Origin of the sequence: Mycolicibacterium sphagni (genome assembly GCF_002250655.1) — a bacterium.
Taxonomy (GTDB): domain Bacteria; phylum Actinomycetota; class Actinomycetes; order Mycobacteriales; family Mycobacteriaceae; genus Mycobacterium; species Mycobacterium sphagni.
Genome location: NZ_NOZR01000002.1, coordinates 155,258 through 174,007 on the forward strand (window position 1 = coordinate 155,258; position 18,750 = coordinate 174,007).

General features: G+C 67.9%; 13 protein-coding genes. 2 read left to right on the forward strand and 11 right to left on the reverse strand.

Annotated elements, in window-relative coordinates; translation table 11 throughout:
• Window positions 1-72: 72 nt before the first annotated feature.
• Window positions 73-2,322: a hypothetical protein gene (locus CG716_RS31035; RefSeq protein WP_165773998.1), complete on the reverse strand. Its 2,250-nt coding sequence runs from the start codon at window positions 2,320-2,322 to the stop codon at window positions 73-75.
• Window positions 2,323-3,074: 752 nt separating this feature from the next.
• On the opposite strand from CG716_RS31035, the gene CG716_RS02795 reads away from it, so the two are divergent.
• Entirely contained in the window at window positions 3,075-4,103 is a 1,029-nt protein-coding gene (locus CG716_RS02795) for an Ig-like domain-containing protein (protein WP_133066856.1), read from the forward strand.
• Between the two features lie 20 nt (window positions 4,104-4,123).
• Here the strand turns inward: CG716_RS02795 and CG716_RS02800 are convergent, their stop codons facing one another.
• The 6 genes from CG716_RS02800 to ftsY form a co-directional block, all read right to left on the reverse strand.
• Window positions 4,124-5,194 carry a metal-dependent hydrolase family protein gene (locus tag CG716_RS02800; protein WP_094476230.1) on the reverse strand — a complete coding sequence of 357 codons (1,071 nt, stop codon included), beginning with the start codon at window positions 5,192-5,194 and terminating at the stop codon, window positions 4,124-4,126.
• A gap of 5 nt (window positions 5,195-5,199) precedes the next feature.
• A complete protein-coding gene (gene ffh, locus CG716_RS02805) occupies window positions 5,200-6,765 on the reverse strand; it encodes a signal recognition particle protein (protein ID WP_094476232.1) in 1,566 nt (521 codons plus the stop codon).
• A gap of 54 nt (window positions 6,766-6,819) precedes the next feature.
• Window positions 6,820-9,303, reverse strand: coding sequence for a [protein-PII] uridylyltransferase (locus CG716_RS02810; RefSeq protein WP_094476234.1), 2,484 nt, complete (start codon window positions 9,301-9,303; stop codon window positions 6,820-6,822).
• Window positions 9,304-9,378: 75 nt separating this feature from the next.
• The gene (locus CG716_RS02815; protein ID WP_005148837.1) at window positions 9,379-9,717 is read right to left on the reverse strand and encodes a P-II family nitrogen regulator; all 339 of its coding nucleotides are present in this window, start codon (window positions 9,715-9,717) and stop codon (window positions 9,379-9,381) included.
• Between the two features lie 5 nt (window positions 9,718-9,722).
• Complete coding sequence (locus CG716_RS02820; RefSeq protein WP_094476236.1) at window positions 9,723-11,084, reverse strand: ammonium transporter; 1,362 nt, start codon at window positions 11,082-11,084, stop codon at window positions 9,723-9,725.
• A gap of 194 nt (window positions 11,085-11,278) precedes the next feature.
• A complete protein-coding gene (gene ftsY, locus CG716_RS02825) occupies window positions 11,279-12,652 on the reverse strand; it encodes a signal recognition particle-docking protein FtsY (RefSeq protein ID WP_094476238.1) in 1,374 nt (457 codons plus the stop codon).
• Between the two features lie 67 nt (window positions 12,653-12,719).
• Here ftsY and fni point away from each other — a divergent pair, with 67 nt between their 5' ends.
• Window positions 12,720-13,766, forward strand: a complete 1,047-nt coding sequence (gene fni, locus CG716_RS02830) for a type 2 isopentenyl-diphosphate Delta-isomerase (RefSeq protein ID WP_094476240.1) — start codon at window positions 12,720-12,722, stop codon at window positions 13,764-13,766.
• Here the strand turns inward: fni and CG716_RS02835 are convergent.
• From CG716_RS02835 to CG716_RS02850, 4 genes are all read right to left on the reverse strand, one after another.
• Complete coding sequence (locus CG716_RS02835; RefSeq protein ID WP_094476241.1) at window positions 13,750-14,100, reverse strand: STAS domain-containing protein; 351 nt, start codon at window positions 14,098-14,100, stop codon at window positions 13,750-13,752. The genes fni and CG716_RS02835 overlap by 17 nt on opposite strands.
• A gap of 138 nt (window positions 14,101-14,238) precedes the next feature.
• On the reverse strand, window positions 14,239-17,826 hold the full coding sequence (smc, locus tag CG716_RS02840) for a chromosome segregation protein SMC (RefSeq protein WP_094476243.1): 3,588 nt from the start codon (window positions 17,824-17,826) through the stop codon (window positions 14,239-14,241).
• Window positions 17,827-17,989: 163 nt separating this feature from the next.
• On the reverse strand, window positions 17,990-18,271 hold the full coding sequence (locus CG716_RS02845) for an acylphosphatase (protein WP_094476245.1): 282 nt from the start codon (window positions 18,269-18,271) through the stop codon (window positions 17,990-17,992).
• Complete coding sequence (locus CG716_RS02850; protein ID WP_094476247.1) at window positions 18,258-18,674, reverse strand: OsmC family protein; 417 nt, start codon at window positions 18,672-18,674, stop codon at window positions 18,258-18,260. Before CG716_RS02850 ends, CG716_RS02845 begins: the two co-directional genes overlap by 14 nt.
• Window positions 18,675-18,750: the final 76 nt, after the last annotated feature.

The window sequence follows — 18,750 nt, forward strand, 5'->3', positions numbered from 1 at the left end:
GCTGACTGGGGTTTCGCCCAGAACCCGTCTGACAGCATCGCCGTTCTCTAAACGCAGCCGAAACCCGGACCGCTAGCCGCCATCGGAGCCCTTGGAGCCGTTGGAACCGTTCGGAAGCGCACCCTTACCGCCCTCTCCACCCGTGCCACCGGTGCCGTCATTTCCAGCGCCTTTGCCTCCGTTAGCCCCACCGGCGCCACCGACACCGCCAGTTCCGCCGTTCCCGCCATTACCGCTGGTTGGGGCTCCGGCACCGCCCGGCCCGCCATCACCGCCGTCACCGCCATCGCTGCCGACGACGGTGGCAGTTCCATCCACTCCGTTGCCACCGTAGCCACCGGCACCGCCCTTGCCGCCCTTGCCGCCGCCCTCATCACTTTCCGCGCCGGCACCACCCCCGCCGCCCGCGCCACCCTTACCACCGGCGCCGCCGATACCACCGCCTGCGCCGCCGTCAGTGCCACCGACACCACCGGCGCCGCCCTTGCCACCCTTGCCGCCAGCACCACCGGTGGCCCCATCGGCTGTGGCATCGGCCCCCATTCCGCCAACACCACCGGCGCCACCTTTACCGCCTGCGCTGCCAGTCACGGAAGCCGTCCCATTCACGCCCTTCCCACCGGCGCCGCCGGCACCACCAATCCCCCCGGCGCCTCCGGCGACGGCAGTCCCGCCGTCACCACCGATGCCGCCAACACCACCGTCACCATCAATACCCAGACGCCCCTGTGAACCTTTGGCGGTGATCACAAACAGATACCTACCGACTCCGGCCTGCCCGCCGACCCCGCCTACGTTGCCCGCGCCACCGTCGCCGCCGACACCGCCAGTACCTCCGGTGGCTCCCTCGGCAGTGGCAGCGACGCCGACCGCCCCGTTGCCTCCGATACCGCCGGGCCCGCCGTCACCCCCTACACCGCCATCACCACCGGTCCCGAAAACCCAGCTGCCCTGACCGCCGTTGCCACCGTTGCCCCCAACTCCACCCGTACCGCCAGCCGTACCCGGCGCCCCGCCACCAGTCGGGCTCGTTCCGCGCAAGCCGACCCCACCAGCACCTCCATCACCGCCGTCTCCACCTCTGCCGAGAACAGAAAACAGGCCGGTACTGCCACCGTCGGCGCCTTGCCCGCCCTTGCCGCCGTTGTTGCCGTTACCGCCGGACCCGCCGTCACCGCCGTTGCCCACCCAGAGCCCTCCGGTGCCGCCGCCGCCGCCAGTGCCGCCGGTCAGACCGCCACCACCATCGCCGCCTTTGCCACCGTTGGAAAACACCGCCAGCAAGCCGGCGCTGCCGCCAGTACCACCGGTGCCACCAACTCCACTGGCGGCGGTGGCGGCCCCACCGGATCCGCCGGACCCCGCGGTACCCCATATCGAGATGAACCCGGTGTTGCCGCCGTTCCCTCCGGCACCGCCGGCACCACCAGTGACGGTGGCGCTCCCGCCAATACCGCCGCGGCCGCCGTTGCCTACCAACAGACCTCCAGCACCACCACTGCCACCGTTACCGCCGGCGCCCGCCTTGGCACCGTTCACCCCGTCGCCGCCATTGCCGCCGGTGCCGAACCAGCCGGCGGAACCGCCGCGACCACCGTTGAAACCGTTGCCGCCGTTACCGATCAGTCCGCCGTTACCACCGTTGCAGGTCGTGCTACCGGCGCACGTCGCGGCGGTCCACGAGTAGCCATTACCGATGAGGATCCCGCCGTTGGGATCGTCCGCGGTGCCATTGCCGATGAAAAGCCGGATGATGGAATCGATTCCGGATGTCAGGCTTGCCGCCGCCGAACTCTGCACGCTCGCTGCCGCTGGGGCAGCACGAACACTCGTCGCAACAACCATCTCCCCAACAGGGGCCGCCCTGTCGGGGCGCTGGCTACCCGAAACCCCGACCGCCGTTGGTGATCGATCCGAGGTCGAACCGTCCGCTGCCGGGCGCGACGGCGCGTGCGCCCGCGAAGTAGCCGCGCCCCTGGGGGGTGCGTCACTGGGCGTGGCGGGCGCGATATGAACGGACCGCACACGATCCGTGCGCGGCCGTCCGGCGTGTCCCGCCGAGTCCGACGCGCCCGCGGCCGACGACGAGAGCGGCGAACCCGACCCGGTCGCATCAGCGGACGCCACAGCCGGTGACCAGACCGCCGCGGCGCCAAGACCCAGGGCGACCGTCAGCCCGGAGATCGCGACCCCGACCGGAGTTGTCGGCACCCACCGCAGCGCTGCCCGCACAGCCGCCCGCAATGCGGCATCACTCTTTGCACGTTGATCGCCGTACACGCAAACCCGCAGGTTGCTTTCAAAGGCGTCGATCGAACTCATCTTGGCTCTCCCCCCATGACCGGGATTCGCTCAGGTGTCGCGCCTGCGATGTCTACGCAGGCAAAAGTGGAGCCTAGGTCCAATTGACGGCGGCGTCTGGCAATTTCACGGTGGTCAGGGACAACTGGGAGTCGCGACGAGAGCGCCGTCCCGTACAAATCGCTTCGTCCGAAACGCTCTCCAATTTGCTGTGAAGCTTTTATGCTCTGGCCTGCCGGCTGTGGAGTCTGCCGGTCGAGGAAGATTCCCGGGCCACGGCGAGCCGAAGGGGGTGTGGGGCGGTGGCAGGTTCATCGTTCGAAGCTCAGAGCTCTGGGGTTGACCGAAGCGCGAGGATCAACCGCAAGGCGCGTGCTGTGGCGTGGTTCGCCGCAGGCGTCGCCGCTGCCGGCCTGGGTGCGTCGTTGTTGGCCGGCACCGCCGTCGCGAGCGCGGAGACCGGTTCGCAAAGCGCCGCTTCCGGCGCTACATCGGCGTCGTCGGTCGCCCGATCGGCACCACACACGAAGCCAACTTCGAATTCTCTGCGCCCAGCCCTTGGGCAGTCAGCGCCGCAGGCGAAGGCCGTAGGCAGCGCGCCGACAGGCCGATTACTGGAGCCCTTTGGCACCAGCGTCGCTGATGATCACAGCAACGGAGCGATACAGACAAAGTCCACAGCTGCGGCTACGACGGACCTGACCACACGGCCGTCACCGGCGACGGTGGGCGCTTCGGCAGAGCCCCAACCGCAACCGACAACCGCGCAGGCGTTGAGCGATCTGGTTCGCCAGCTCAACTACATCTTCTTCAACAGGAAGCCGACCGCCAACCCGAGCCAAGACCCGCAAAGCGGCACCAACAAAGAGATCGTCGGCAACCTCAATGCGCAGAGCAACAACGGATACGGGCTCACCTACACCGTCGTAACCCAGCCCAAATACGGCACGCTGACCCTTAATCCTGACGGTACGTACACCTATGTGGCCAGTGCCGATCTGATCCAACCCGGCATCGTCGACCAGTTCACGGTCCGCATCAACAACGGAACCAAGGCCGCCGAGCCGGGAGCGCTCGGTCAGCTGCAAAACCTGCTGCACTCCATCGCCATCGCCATCGGCGTCGCGCAACCCGACACCATCACGAAGACGATCAACGTCACCGTGACGGGCAGCGGCCAGTACGGCAATCCCGTTGCGGCCGCCCAGTGGTGGATCAAGCAGACTGTCGACAATGACTGCGTACTGATAGCCGATGCCGCGATAATCGGGCAGCTCACCGGACAGGCGCTGACTGAGGCTCAAGCCATCACGCTGGGCGAAACCACAACGAGTGTGGTGGATCCGCCCCTACCGATGTACCAGGGATCGAAGAAAGACACCGGGTTAGCGGGTGTCTACAACGACGACGGTGTGGCGCTGCTGAACATCCTGGGTCTCACAGCTACCGGCAAGTCGTACGTCGACGCCATCAAACCCGGTGAAGCCCCCAACAAGGCAACACAGACTGACGGCCAACGGGCGATCTCCGACGTCGAAGCCGCGCTTGCCGCTGGAAAAGCAGTGGCTGTCTCGGTCGATGCGCTCCTCATCATCAACGCTGCAGGCCAAAACGACCCTCAAGCTGCCCCAGAAGCAAACCACTGGGTGGTGGTGACCGGGATTGATCTGAGCACTGGCAAGGTTTTTGTCAACGACGGCAACCTCGACGCGGGCAGCACGCCAGTCTCGCTGGGCGGTTTCATGTGGGCCTGGCAGGCAAGCGGCTTCTACACGGTCGTCGCCTCTGTACCCGCGACCTAGGGCGGCCGTCGTCGTCTGAGTCAGTAAACCCGGCCGCGCAAGATCACCCGGTCGGGGTTGGACAGCACGTCGGTGCCCCTGCGCGGATCCTCGCTGAAACACACCAGGTCCGCGGGGGCGCCGTCGTCGAGAACCGGTCGGCCCAGCCAGCGCCGCGCATCCCAGCACGCCGCGCCGAGTGCGTCAGTCGGGCTCATCCCGATCCGGGCAAGGGTCTCGACCTCGTCGGCGATACGGCCGTGTGCGATCGTGCTGCCCGCGTCGCTGCCGGCATAGATCGGCACACCGGCCTCGCGTGCCGCGGCCATCCGCGAATAGCAGCTGGCGTAGAGGTCGCGCATGTGCGCGGCGTAGGTCGGGTATTTGGTTGCGGCATCGGCGAATCCGGGGAAGTTCTCGATGTTGATCAAGGTGGGCACCAGGGCTGTGCCGTGCTCGATCATCATCTCGATGGTGTCGTCGGTCAGTCCGGTGCCGTGTTCGATGCAGTCGATTCCGGCGCCGATCAGCCCGGGCAACGCGTCCTCACTGAACACGTGCGCGGTGACACGGGCACCCTCGTCGTGGACGGCCGCGATCGCGGCCCGCAGCACGTCGTCGGACCACAGCGGAGCCAGGTCCCCCACCGACCGGTCGATCCAGTCGCCGACCAACTTGACCCACCCGTCGCCGAGGCGGGCCTGTGCGGCCAACGCTTCGGGTAGCTGCCACTCGTCTTCGAGTTCGATGGCGAAACCGGGCGAGTAGCGCTTGGGTCTGGCCAAATGCTTGCCCGCCCTGATGATTCGCGGCAGGTCGTGGTGATCGTCGAGGCTGCGGGTGTCGGTCGGCGAGCCGCAGTCGCGTAGCAGCAGCGCACCCACGCCCCGCTCGACCTCGGCCTGGACGATCGCGTCGTCCAGCGGGATCTCGCCACGCTCCCCCAGGCCGACATGGCAGTGTGCGTCGACCAGACCAGGCAGAATCCACCCGCCATCGAAGACCGTCTCGGCGTCAGCGACCGGATCGGCGCGCAGGACGCCGTCGACGATCCACCATTCGACGAGTTCGCCGTCGGGCAGGCCGCGACCACGAACGTGTAGGGCCCCCAACTGTTTTAGTTCTTGCCTGGGAACTTCAGCTTGGACAGATCGAAGTCGGCCAGTCCGGGCGGCAGCTCATTGAGGCCCTCGGGCATCCCGGACAGATCGGGGAACCCGCCCGGCATGCCGCCCGCGAGCAGCGGATTGCGCTTCGGCGGAGTCGGGCCCCGCCCGCTCTTCTTGCCCTTCTTGCTGTTCTTGGAATTCTTGGCGTTCTTCTTCGACGAGCGCCGCCCGAAGGGCATGCCCATCGCGCCGGCCATCTGCGACATCATCTTGCGCGCTTCGAAGAAGCGGTCGACGAGCTGGTTGACCTCTGACACCGTGACGCCGGAGCCGTTGGCGATACGCAACCGGCGCGAGGCGTTGATGATCTTCGGGTCGGCTCGCTCCTGCGGCGTCATGCCGCGGATGATCGCCTGCAGCCTGTCGAGCGACTTGTCGTCGACGGCGGCCAGCGCGTCCTTCATCTGACCCGCGCCGGGCAGCATGCCCAGGAGGTTGCCGATGGGGCCCATCTTGCGAATCGCCAGCATCTGCTCGAGGAAGTCCTCCAGCGTGAGCTCACCGGAGCCGATCTTGGCGGCGGCTTCTTCGGCCTTCTGCTGGTCGAAGACCTGCTCGGCTTGCTCGATGAGGCTGAGCACATCGCCCATGCCCAGGATGCGGCTGGCCATCCGGTCGGGGTGGAAGACGTCGAAGTCCTCGAGCTTCTCACCGGTCGACGCGAACAGGATCGGTACCCCGGTGACCTCGCGGACCGACAGCGCAGCACCGCCACGGGCGTCGCCGTCGAGCTTGGTCAGCACGACGCCGGTGAACCCGACGCCGGAGCCGAACGCTTCGGCGGTGGCCACCGCGTCCTGACCGATCATCGCGTCGAGGACGAAAAGGGTCTCGTCGGGGTGCACGGCGTCGCGGATGGCGGCGGCCTGCGCCATCAGCACGTCGTCGATGCCGAGGCGACCGGCGGTGTCGACGATGACGACGTCGAAGTGCTTGGTCTGGGCTTCGGCCAGACCGGCCGCCGCGACGGCGACGGGGTCGCCGGGGCCGGCATCTGCGGCGTCAGCGGCGTCGGGCGCGGTGCCCGGGTGCGGGGCGAAGACGTTGACGCCGGCACGCTCACCGACGATCTTGAGCTGGTTGACCGCGCCGGGGCGCTGCAGATCGCAGGCCACCAGCAACGGGGTGTGGCCCTGGCCCTTGAGCCATTTGGCCAGCTTGCCTGCCAGCGTGGTCTTACCGGCGCCCTGCAGGCCGGCCAGCATGATCACGGTCGGCGGGTTCTTGGCGAACGCCAGCTGACGGGTCTCACCGCCGAGGATGCCGACGAGCTCCTCGTTGACGATCTTGACGACTTGCTGGGCCGGGTTGAGCGCGCCGGAGACCTCGGCGCCGCGCGCCCGCTCCTTGATGCGGTTGACGAAGGTGCGCACGACCGGCAGCGAGACGTCGGCTTCCAGCAGCGCCAGCCGGATCTCACGGGTGGTGGCTTCGATGTCGGCGTCGGTGAGCCGACCCTTGCCACGCAGGCCAGCCAGCGCACCGGTCAACCGGTCGGACAGGGATTCAAACACGACGCAAGCCTATCTGGCGCAGCGCCGACGTCGCCGACGCAGGCGGCGGCACGGCTAGCTGGCTTCCTCGACCGGCTTGGCCGGCGGCGGGGTGGGCAGCACCGCGTAGAGCTCGTCCTCGAGCTGCGTGCGCACCTCGTCGATGGATTCCACGTCCAGTACCGAGATACCGAAGGCGTCGACAACCGACGAGCCCAGCGTGGTGATCTTGGCCCAGGAGATGTCGGCGGCCGCACGTTCGAACACCCCGGTGAGCATCGCCAATAGCCCGGTGCGGTCGATGGTGCGGATCTCGACGATCAGCTGACCCGCTTGGCTGCCGTCATGCCACAAGATGCGCGGCGGGGCGGGCACTGCGTTGATCGGTACGGCGAGTTTGACCTCACCGACCCGGCCGGTGCCGGGCTGCGCGGCCTCCTGGTCGCGCTTCTCCAGCGCGGCAATGACGTCGAGCTCGCCGCCCAGGGCGAGGATGAACTGCTGGCGCAGGAGCTCGGCGGCGGGTGGTGAACCGAAATGTGGTGACACCACGAAGGTGTTGATCGCCGCACCGCCGGTGCTGTTGACCGACGCCGAGTGCACCCGGAGCGAATTGAGCGCCAGCACGCCGGCCGCCTTGGACAGCAGGCCGCGCCGGTCGGGGGCGATCATCGCGACGTTGTAGGTGTGGGCGCTATCCCCCGGGGTCATCTCGACATGCACCCCGAGATCGGCGGCCAGCGAAAGATGGTGCGGATCAACCGGATCCGCCTGCGGCAGCGGCTCGCCGGCCATGACCAGCCGGCAGCGCCGCACCAGGTCGCCGATGAGCGACGCCTTCCAGTCGCCCCACACCCCCGGTCCGGTGGCCAATGAATCCGCCTCGGCCAGTGCATCCAGCAGTTCGAGCAGCACCGGGTCGCTGTTGAGAGCCTCGATGACACGGGCGATGGTCCGCGGGTCCTGCAGATCGCGGCGGGTCGCGGTGTCGGGCAGAAGCAGGTGGTAGCGCACCACGGCGGAGAGCAGGTCGATGTCCGACGGCCACAGTCCGAGTCGAGTCCCGACCTGGACGGCCAACTCGGCACCGATGACGCTGTGGTCGCCGCCGCGACCCTTCCCGATGTCGTGCAGCAGGGCGCCCAGCACCAGCAAATCGGGGCGCGATACCCGGGTAGTGAAAGCGCTTGCCCGCGAGACGGTTTCGACGAGATGCCGGTCCACAGTCCAGATGTGGACGACGTCGCGGGGCGGAAGGTCGCGGACGGCGCCCCACTCCGGGAACAGCCGCCCCCACAATCCGGTGCGGTCCAGCGCCTCGACGGTGGCCACCGTCGTGGGGCCTGCGGCCAGCAACACCAGCAGGTCGTTGAGCGCATCGCGCGGCCAGGGCGTGCGCAACTCGGGGGCCGAGGCCGCCAGCCTGCTCAACGTCGAACCCGACATCGGCAGTCCGGTGGTCGCCGACGCCGCAGCGACCCGCAGGATCAGGCCGGGATCGCGCTCCGGCCGGGCGTCGCGGGCCAGGATCACCTCGCCGGCGAATTCGATGACCCCTTCGTCGAGCGGGCGACGCGCCGGCCGGCGCAGAGCCGAAAGTCCGCGCTTGGGAAGGGCATTGGCCGCTGTGCGCAGCCCAGCATCGACGTAGTAGCTGATGGTGCGCGCCGCGTCTGAGAGCACCCGGGCCAGATCGAAACGGTCACCGATGCGCAGTGCCGCGCCGATTTCGTCGGCGAACTGCGCCAACAGCTGGTCGCGGCCGCGCTTGGAGGTCCGATGCAGTTCGGTGCGCACGTTCAGCAGCGCCAGATGCGCGCCACCCAGCGATCCGGTCGGCGAGGCCAGCGAGTGGCTCGGGTAGACGTCGGCCAGCTGGGCGATGGCCAGCGCGTTGAGCAGCTGGACGTCACGCAGTCCGCCGCGGCCGCATTTCAGGTCGGGCTCGGCGCGGTGCGCGATCTCGCCGCTGCGCTGCCAGCGCGCCTTGGTCTGGTCGACGAGTTCGTCGAAGCGGCCGGCGATTCCGGTGCGCCACTGTCGCCGCGCCCCACCGATCAGCAGTTGGGACAGTTCGGAGTCACCGGCGATGTGCCGGGCCTCCAGCATCGCCAGCCCGGCCGAGATATCCTCGCTGGCCACTTTGAGTGCCTCGGGCACCGTTCGCACGCTGTGATCGAGGCGAATATTGGCGTCCCACAGCGGGTACCACAGGAGCTCGGCGACCTGGGTGACGACGTCGGCAGGCATGTTGTCGTGCAACAGCATCAGGTCGAGATCGGAGTACGGCACGAACTCCCCGCGGCCCAGGCCGCCGGTGGCGACGATGGCGAATCCGCTGGTCGCCGTGATCCCGATCTCGGTGGCCTTGGTAGACAACCAGAATTCGTGCAGGTCCAAGAGTGCGTCGCGCAAGGCGACCGAATCCAACTGGCGCTGACCGCCTTCCAACAGCTGCTGGCAGGCCGCGGCCAGGTCTTTGGCGGGCTTAAACGAGCCCGCCGCCGGTGCTTCCCATCGGGAAGCGCCGGCGGCGGAATCTCTTGATTGCTTTGTCATCTCAGTCCTCCCACGGCCGACGCTCGAATTAACGCTGATTCGGTGTGGCCGCAAGAAGACGTCACATCGCATGCGTCAGAGAGCGTCGGACCCCCGCTCGCCCGTGCGGACCCGAACAACGGTCTCCACGGGGCTGACCCATACCTTGCCGTCACCGATCTTGCCGGTGCGTGCAGCCTGCACGATGACGTCCACGACCTTGTCGACGGCGGAGTCATCGACCACGACCTCCACGCGCACCTTGGGCACGAAGTCGACGGAGTACTCCGCGCCTCGATACACCTCGGTATGACCCTTTTGGCGTCCATATCCCTGGACCTCACTGACGGTCATCCCGAGGATACCCGTCTGTTCGAGGCCGGTCTTGACGTCTTCCAGCGTGAACGGCTTGACGATCGCAGTGATCAGTTTCATTTCCCTCATTCCTCCGCGCCGTGACGGCTCAGGCTCGAACCGGTACCCGCCGTGGCGAAGTCGTATGCGGTTTCAGCGTGCTCTGCTTCATCGATACCGTTGACCTCATCCTCCTCGTTCAGGCGCAGGCCAATGGTGTACTTCAGGATCAAGGCCAAGATAGTCGTGACAATGAACGAATACCCCATAACGGAGAACGCACCAACTGCCTGCCGCCACAGCTGGTCGAACCCGCCGCCGTAGAACAGGCCCTTGACGGCCGCCGGTGCCTCGGCGGTGGCGAAGAAGCCGATGAGCAGCGTGCCGGTGAGGCCGCCGATCATGTGCACGCCGACCACGTCGAGCGCGTCATCGAAGCCCAGTTTGAACTTGAGCCCGACTGCCAGGGCGCAGACGATGCCGCCGATCGCACCGATGGCCAACGCACCGAGCACATTCACCGACGAACAGGAGGGCGTGATGACAACCAGCCCGGCAACGACGCCCGATGCGGCGCCCAGCGAGGTGGCGTGGCCGTCGCGAATCTTCTCGGTGAGCAGCCAGCCGAGCATGGCCGCGGCGGTCGCCACGGTCGTCGTGATGAACGTCGACGCGGCGGTGCCATTCGAGTTCAACGCAGAACCGGCGTTGAATCCGTACCAGCCGAACCACAGCAGACCGGCACCGAGCATCACGAACGGCAGGTTATGCGGTCGCATCGGAGTTCCCGGCCAGCCCTTGCGCTTGCCGAGAACGAGACACAGCGCAAGGCCGGCGGCACCGGAGTTGATATGCACCGCAGTACCACCCGCGAAGTCGATTGCCTTGAGCTTGTTGGCAATCCAGCCGCCGTGCTCACCGGTGAAGCCGTCGAACGCGAATACCCAGTGTGCGACCGGGAAGTAGACGAACGTCGCCCAGAGAGCCGCAAAAACCAGCCAGGACCCGAACTTCAGGCGATCTGCGATGGCACCCGAGACCAGGGCGACCGTAATGATGGCGAACATCAGCTGGAATGCCACGAACACCAGCTGCGGAATCGTGCCTGCGAGCGGAATGTCCACCGCGGCCTTCGCCACGGTGCCAGCCGTCGGATCAGCGGCGACTGCTGCAGCAGCATTACCACCGATGAGACCCTTCAAGCCGAAATACTGGCCGGGGTCACCGATGACGCTCCACTTATCGTTGCCGAACGACATCGAGTAGCCATAGAGCACCCACAGCACCGTGACAACGCCCATCGCACTGACGCTCATCATGATCATGTTGAGCACGCCCTTGGCACGCACCATGCCGCCATAGAAAAAGGCCAGACCCGGCGTCATCAGCAACACGAGCGCGGAGCTCGCAAGCATCCATGCTGTGTCGCCGGTGTCCGGCACACCCATTACGGGAAATCCATCCACTCGCAGTTTCTCCTTCACCCATGCCACGGTTAGGCACCGTTGACCTAGGCCAAGACAATGCGCAGTGGTTGTTTCAGCTAAGACGCCTAGGTGTTTCGCATATGTGAACGGATCAGCGTTAATCGTTTCGCCGGTGTTACATCCCGCAATTTGCCGCGCTCAGAACGGAATTACGACTACCCGAGCAGCGCATCGACGAACGCGTCAGCCTCGAATGGCGCGAGATCGTCTGGACCCTCGCCCAAGCCGACGAGCTTGACGGGCACACCGAGTTCCTGCTGCACGCGGAAGACGATGCCGCCCTTGGCAGTGCCGTCGAGTTTGGTCAGCACCACCCCGGTGATGTCGACGACGTCAGCGAACACTCTGGCTTGAGCCAGACCGTTCTGGCCGATCGTCGCGTCGAGCACCAGCAACACCTCGTCGACGGCCGCACGTTTGCTGACCACTCGTTTGACCTTGCCGAGTTCGTCCATCAGACCGGTCTTGGTGTGCAGTCGCCCGGCGGTGTCGATCACGACGACGTCGGCTCCGGCCTCGATGCCCTTGTCCACCGCGTCGAAGGCAACCGACGCGGGATCGGCGCCCTCAGCGCCGCGGATCACCTCGGCCCCGACCCGCGACCCCCAGCTCTGCAGTTGGTCGGCGGCCGCAGCACGGAAGGTGTCGGCCGCACCGAGTACGACCCGGCGCCCGTCGGCCACCAAGACCCGCGCCAGCTTGCCGACGGTGGTGGTCTTGCCGGTCCCGTTGACGCCGACAACCAGTAGCACCGACGGCTTGTTGGCGTGCGGCAGCGCCTTGATCGAGCGGTCCAGAGCGGGGTTGAGTTCGGTGATCAATACGTCGCGCAGGACTGCGCGGGCGTCGGCCTCGGTGCGCACGGTGCTGCTCGCGAGCCGGCTGCGCAGCTGTTCCATCACCGATGCGGTGACCACCGGTCCGAGGTCGGCGATCAGCAGGGTGTCCTCGACCTCTTCCCAGGAGGCCTCGTCGAGGTCGCCGCCGCCGAGGAGGCCGAGCATGCTGCGCCCCAGCGCGTTCTGCGATTTGGCCAGCCGCCCACGCAGGCGCTCCAAGCGGCCTTCGGCAGGCGCGATGGCCTCGATGTCGGGAGCAGCAGGCGCGACGACCTCGACATCTGGGGCTTCCGGGGCTGGGGCTTCCGGCGGAGTTATGGGCTCCTCAGCCGCGGGCTCCTCAGCCGCGGGCTCCTCGATGACTACCGGCGGCTCGGGCAGTCGTACGTCGGCGATCGGCCGCTTGACCGAGTCGCGCGGCACGGCCGCATCGTCGCCGACCCCGGGGAGCCCCGTGCCAATCCCCGAGTCGCCACGCTCCCGCCCGCCGGAAGCGTCGACCGTGGGCGATTGTGTGAAAGTTATGCCCGACGAGGCGCTGTATCCGCCGGATCGGTCGATCGGTGTGGGACTCTCTGAGCCGGGGCGCAGACTGATCTGACGCCGCCGGAACCGCACCAGCCCGACGACGAGTGCAGCGATAACCAGGACAGCGATGACCGCGATAGCGATCCAGAGACCCTCTGACACCGTGCCATTGTTTCAGGGCGCGGAGATGAGCCGTGCCACGCCTTCACAACGGGGTACCTGAGTGGGCATGGATTCCACCGAACCCAGCGGGCCGGGGGTGTCTGCGCCGATGGCAAACCGGAAGCTGCGCCACATCGACGCCTGCCTGCACGGGCCTGTTTCCTACCAGACAGTGACGACCGGCTTCGAGCGCTACCGGCTGCCCTACAACGCGCTGACTCAGACCAGCCTGGGCGCCGTCGACCTGAGAACCACCTTCCTGGGCGCCCCGCTTCGAGCGCCTGTTCTGATCGGCGCCATGACCGGCGGGGCCGAACTGTCGGGCACGATCAACCGCAACCTGGCCGAGGCGGCCCAGAAACTGGGCATCGGCATGATGCTCGGTTCGCAGCGCATCATGCTCGATAATGACTCTGCCGCAACCATTTTCGAGGTGCGCGAGTTGGCACCCGACGTCTTACTGATCGGCAATATCGGCCTGGCCCAGCTCTCCGACGCCCTGACTCCCACACTGACTGCGGCGCTGAACCGCATCGGCGCCGACGCGCTGGCGGTGCACACCAATCCCCTGCAGGAGGCGATGCAGGACAACGGCGATACCGACTTCACCGGCTCGCTGGAGCGGTTAGGCCGCCTCGCTGAGGAGCTGCCGTTCCCGGTGTTGCTGAAAGAGGTCGGCCATGGGATCGGTGCGGCGGCCGCTGAGCGGCTGCGTGGCCTGCCGATCGCCGCGGTGGATGTCGCCGGTGCGGGCGGGACGTCGTGGGCGCGGGTCGAGCAGCTGGTGCGCTATGGCGAGGTCCGCCACCCGGCGATCGCCGAGTGGGGCGTACCGACCGCACAGGCGCTCACCGAGGTGCGGGCGACGCTGCCGGGCGTGCCGCTGGTGGCCTCCGGTGGTATCCGCACCGGCGTGGACGCCGCCAAGGCCTTGATGATGGGCGCCGACATGGTCGCGCTGGCCCGCCCGCTACTGGCCCCCGCCATCGAGTCGCCCGCCGCGGCGATCGACGCGCTGCACGGGTTCATCGAGGAGCTGCGGGTCTGCCTGCACGGCTGCGGAGCGCCCGACCTGCCCACACTGCGGGGTTTGAGCCTCACGCCTCTCGGCTGAGCCCGTCGACGGCGAGCTGCAGTGTCGAGACCACGTCGAACACCTCGGTCAGGCCGATGAGCGTCAACGGCCGGCTGGTGCCCGGACCGTCGGCGACCACGGCAAACCCGATATCGGGTGTGGTGGCGCCGTGAACGTCGACGAGTACCTGCATGCCCGCCGAGCCGAGGAAATCCACGTCGGTCAGATCGATGATCAGGCTGGCGGGTCCCTGCTGCAGTGTGCTGGCGAGAAACTGGTCCAGACCGGGCGCGGTCAGTAGATCCAAGGCTCCTGACACGCTGACGACGGCAGTTCTGCCCACCCAGTGCAGGCGGGGATCGTAAACGTGCACAGCTACCCTTCGACGATTAATGCCCGGATGCCGGGCGATAACGTATTCCGAAAGGCTGCTGCTTGAACCCGACGAACACAGTAGAGCCAGAGCAGAAGCGATAGCAAACACGTCGGGAACCGGTGTCCCGCACCGCCGCTAGGTGGCGGCCGACACCAGTTCTTCGCCGCGCATGCGCTGCGAGATGACGGTGGTGATGCCGTCGCCCTGCATCGTGACGCCGTAGAGCGCGTCGGCGATTTCCATCGTCGGCTTCTGGTGGGTGATGACGATCAGCTGGGACTGCGACCGCAGCTGCTCGAACAGCCCGATCAGCCTGCGCAGGTTCACGTCGTCGAGCGCGGCCTCGACCTCGTCCATGACATAGAACGGGGACGGGCGGGCGCGGAAGATGGCCACGAGCATCGCCACCGCGGTCAGCGACTTCTCCCCACCGGACAGCAGCGAGAGCCGCTTGACCTTCTTGCCTGGCGGGCGGGCCTCCACTTCCACGCCGGTGGTCAGCAGGTCGTTGGGGTCGGTCAGCAGCAGCCGGCCTTCCCCGCCGGGGAACAACGCCGAGAAGACCTGCTCGAACTCGCGCTCGACGTCGGCGTAGGCCTCGGCGAACACCTGCAGGATCCGGTTGTCGACGTCGGCGATCACGTCGAGCAAGTCCTTGCGGGCGGCTTTGACGTCCTCCAGCTGCGTGGCCAGGAAGTTGTAGCGCTCCTCCAGCGCCGCGAACTCCTCCAGCGCAAGAGGATTCACCCGGCCCAGCTCGGCCAGCTCGCGTTCGGCCCGCTTGGCGCGACGCTCCTGGGTCGGTCGGTCGAACACCATGGGCGCGGGCGCGGTCACCTGTTCGCCGCGCTCCTTGGCCTGCTCGTATTCGGCCATCTCCAGCTCGGAGGGCGGCAACGTCACCTCGGGGCCGTACTCGGCGATCAGATCGTCGGGGGCCATGCCGAACTGCTCGAGTACCGTCTGCTCGAGCTGTTCGATACGCATGGCCGCCTGCGCCTTGGCCACCTCGTCGCGGTGCAGCGAATCAGTCAGCGCGGTGATGCGACTGTTCAGCGCGGTCACCTCTTCGCGGGCTGCCGCCATCGCGGCGGCCTGCTGCTGACGCTCGGCGGCCAGACCGTCGCGGCGGCGGGACGCCGCCGCGACCACTCCGGACAGGTGCTCGGCGACGCGGCGGCCGGACTCAGCCACCGCGGCGGCGACCGCGGCGGCGTGTTCGCGGGCGGCGCGGGCGCGCTGCGCGCGGATCCGCGCCTCCCGCTCGGCCGCCGCGGCGCGGCGCAGCGAATCTGCGCGCCCGCGAACAGCATTCGCGCGTTCCTCGGCGGTGCGCACCGCTAGCCGGACTTCCACTTCGACGGCGCGCGCTTCTTCGGCGGCGGCCTGCATGTACTGGCGGTCCACCGGCTCGTCGTCGACGGAGGTCTGGGTGTCCTGTGCAGCGGCCAGCCGGTTCTCCAGATCGGTGAGCTCTTCGACCGTCTGCAGCCGGCCTGCCTCGAGCTCGCCGCGCTGGGCCAGCTGCCTGCGCCAGTCCTCCTCGGCGACACGGGCTTCCTGCCCGAGTCGGCCGAGCTGTTCGTAGATCGCCGAGATCGCGGCATCGGATTCGTTGAGCGCGGCCAGCGCTTGCTCGGCGGCGTCCTGACGGTTGCCCTGCTCGCTGAGCGCACCGGCCAGCGCGGCCGACAGCTCGGCGACTTGTGTCTCAGCCGCGGCGAGATCGGCTCTGGCCTTGTCGATTTCGCTGGCGATCTCCAGCGTGCTCGGCTTGCGGTCGGAGCCGCCGTTGACCCAGCCTGCACCGACCAGGTCGCCCTCGCGAGTGACGGCACGCAGCGTGGGGCGCGCCGCGACCAGATCCAGAGCCGCACCCAGATCCTGGACGACGGCGACGTCGGACAGCATTGCGTTCATCGCGCCTTGCAGCCGGGACGGCGTCTCGATCAAGTCCAGGGCCCACGCCGCCCCGTCCGGCAGCGAGCCGAACTGGCGCGGCGCAATCGGCCAGTCCCCCAACACGATTGCGGCACGTCCACCGTCGGCTTCCTTCAGCGCGCGCACTGCCGAACTGGCGGCGGCGAAGTCATCAGCGGCCACCGCGTCGGCAGCGGCGCCCAGCACCGCGGCGACGGCCACCTCGTAGCCGGAGCGCACCCGGACCAGCTTGGCGATGGTGCCGAAAAGTCCTGCGCCGCTGCGGTTCTGGGTCAACCACGCCGAGCCGTCTTTGCGTTCCAGCCCGACCGCGAGTGCGTCGATGCGGGCCAGCAGCGATGCCACCTGGCGTTCGGCGGCACGCTCGGCGGATTGCAGTTCGGCCACCCGCTCATCGGCCAACCGCAACGCGGTGATCGTACGGTCGTGATGCTCGTCGAGCCCCACCTCGCCCTGGTCCAGCTCGCCGACCCGGCTCTGCACGGTCTCGAACTCGGCCCTGGCGTGCTGGGTGCGAGCGGCGGCCTCCTCGATCGCGTTGGTCAGCCGAGCCACCCCATCGTCAATGGACTCGACCCGGGCTCGCAGGGTGTCCACCTGACCGGACAGCCGGGCCAGGCCCTCTCGGCGGTCGGCTTCGGCGCGTACGGCGGCCATGTGGGCCCGTTCGGCCTCGGCGGCAGCGCGTTCGCGTTCACCCAGCTCCGCGCGGGCGATCTCCAGCCGGGTCTGGGCTTCGGACAGTTCGGCGAGCAGCTCCTGCTCGCGCGCGGCGACCTCGTCGGCTTCGGCGTCCAGGGCATCAGGGTCGGGGCCGGTGCTGGCGGTGGGTTCGGCGTCCAGGTACTGGGTGCGCTCGTTGGCGATGCGGACGGTGGCGCTGACCCGCTCGGCGAGGGCGGAGAACCGGAACCAGGCCTGCTGGGCAGCATCGGTGCGTTCCGACAGTGTGGCCACGGCGGCCTCGTGCGCAGTAAGCGCCTCGGTGGCCACTTCGAGGCGGGTGGTCGCCTCGTCGTGCGCGCGGCGCAGCGTGGTCTCGGTGTCGTCGGCACCGGCGAACTCGGCGCGCCGGCTCACCAGATCGTCGGCGGCCAGCCGCAGCCGCGCGTCGCGCAGATCGGCCTGAATGGTCTGGGCGCGGCGCGCCATCTCGGCCTGGCGACCCAGCGGCTTGAGCTGGCGGCGCAGTTCGGTGGTCAGATCGGTGAGCCGTGCCAGATTCGCGCCCATCGAATCGAGCTTGCGGACCGCCTTTTCTTTGCGTTTACGGTGTTTGAGCACACCGGCGGCCTCTTCGATGAAGGCCCGGCGATCTTCGGGCCGGGACTCGAGGATCTGGGAGAGCCGGCCCTGGCCGACGATGACGTGCATCTCGCGGCCGATACCGGAATCGCTCAGCAGCTCCTGGACGTCCATCAGTCGGCAGCTGCTGCCGTTGATCTCGTACTCGCCGGCGCCGTCGCGGAACATCCGGCGGGTGATCGACACCTCGGAGTACTCGATGGGCAGCGCATGATCGGAGTTGTCGATGGTCAGCGTCACCTCCGCGCGCCCGAGCGGCGCCCGCGAGGAGGTGCCGGCGAAGATGACGTCCTCCATCTTGCCGCCACGCAGCGTCTTGGCACCCTGCTCGCCCATCACCCAGGCCAGCGCGTCGACGACGTTGGACTTGCCGGACCCGTTGGGGCCGACCACGCAGGTGATGCCCGGCTCGAAACGCAGAGTCGTCGGCGACGCGAAGGATTTGAATCCCTTCAGCGTCAGACTCTTGAGGTACACGGGGTGCCACCTTACCGGCGGATGAGGGGCTGGTAGCGCAACCGTGCTGCGGGGATGACGGGTGTCTGGCCGGACGTTCGTCACCGTGGCAGTTGCGCTGGTCATCCGGCGCGTCGCACCGCCGAACGGGCGGGGCTGAAGTGACGAATGTTACTTGTGTGGCTTACTTTTCGACGAAGCCGCGCAATGGCTCACCGGCAGCCGACCAGTCGGCGACCACCGTCACGACGTGTCCCGGTGCCGCCCCGCCCTCCAACAGCGCCAACAGCCGCTCGCAGTCCGGGCGCGATCCCTGCGCGACGACGAGCACCCGGCCGTCAGCCTGGTTACTGGCGTAGCCGGTCAAACCCAGCTCCAGTGCCCGCGACCGCATCCACCAGCGGAAGCCCACCCCCTGGACGTGGCCGTGCACCCACGCGGTAAGCCGAACGTCAGGCCCGGCCAACGTCGTTCACCTCGAAGTGAACCTCGGCGCCGGATTTCAGGGTGCGCCCCACGGTGCAGACCTGTTCGATCGCGCGGTGGACCACCACGACCAAGCGTTCGACCTCTTCCGGAGAGAGCCCGGACAGGTCGATCTCCAGCTTCTCCTCCAGAAGCGGGTAGCGCTCCTGCTCACGGTCGGCCGGGCCGGCGACGGTGATCACCGCCGGGTAGTCGTCGCCGAGGCGGCGCCGCAGCGGCTGGTCACTGCTCAGGCCGCTGCAGCCGGCCAGCGCGATCTTGAGCAGCTCACCGGGAGTGAAGACCCCCTCGTCGGTCTCCGAGCCGATCAGCACCTCCGCGCCGCGGCTGCTGCGCCCGGTGTAGCGCCGCACGCCGGTACGTTCCACCCACAGGTCGGTCATCTGTCTGTCTCCTTGAGTACGCCCACACCACCAAACGGGCGCGAAAGTGCGAGTAAATCATGGCAATACGTCGATC

Coding starts and splice junctions, on each gene's coding strand:
- CG716_RS31035 (WP_165773998.1), bottom strand. CDS start 2,322: ATGAGTTCGATCGACGCCTTTGAAAGCAACCTGCGGGTTTGCGTGTAC.
- CG716_RS02810 (WP_094476234.1), bottom strand. CDS start 9,303: ATGACAAAGCAATCAAGAGATTCCGCCGCCGGCGCTTCCCGATGGGAA.
- CG716_RS02815 (WP_005148837.1), bottom strand. CDS start 9,717: ATGAAACTGATCACTGCGATCGTCAAGCCGTTCACGCTGGAAGACGTC.
- CG716_RS02820 (WP_094476236.1), bottom strand. CDS start 11,084: ATGGGTGTGCCGGACACCGGCGACACAGCATGGATGCTTGCGAGCTCC.
- fni (WP_094476240.1), top strand. CDS start 12,720: ATGGATTCCACCGAACCCAGCGGGCCGGGGGTGTCTGCGCCGATGGCA.
- CG716_RS02850 (WP_094476247.1), bottom strand. CDS start 18,674: ATGACCGACCTGTGGGTGGAACGTACCGGCGTGCGGCGCTACACCGGG.